At 52.8% G+C, this 250-nt stretch carries 1 protein-coding gene; it reads left to right on the top strand.

Going from position 1 to position 250, the window contains the following annotated elements:
* Window positions 1-4: 4 nt before the first annotated feature.
* Window positions 5-250: nucleoside/nucleotide kinase family protein (locus R0J87_RS22965; protein WP_498889246.1), on the top strand; the 246-nt coding region annotated here is incomplete at its 3' end.

Raw genomic sequence — 250 nt, 5'->3', positions numbered from 1 at the left:
AGGTATCCTGCTGCTGACGGATCCCCGTTTACGTGATCTGATGCACGCGACTGTGTTTATGGATACCCCGCTGGATATCTGCCTGTTGCGCCGTTTGCAGCGTGATGTGGCAGAACGCGGCCGGACAATGTCATCGGTACTGCAGCAATACCAGAAAACCGTTCGCCCTATGTTTATGCAGTTCATTGAACCGTCCAAACAGTATGCCGATATTATTGTGCCGCGAGGTGGCAAGAACCGCATTGCGATC

The sequence above is a fragment of the Halomonas sp. SIMBA_159 genome, assembly GCF_046536035.1.
Taxonomy (GTDB): Bacteria; Pseudomonadota; Gammaproteobacteria; order Pseudomonadales; family Halomonadaceae; genus Vreelandella; species Vreelandella venusta_A.
Note: the sequence above shows the minus strand (reverse complement) of the source record. Positions and strands in the feature narration are given on the sequence as shown.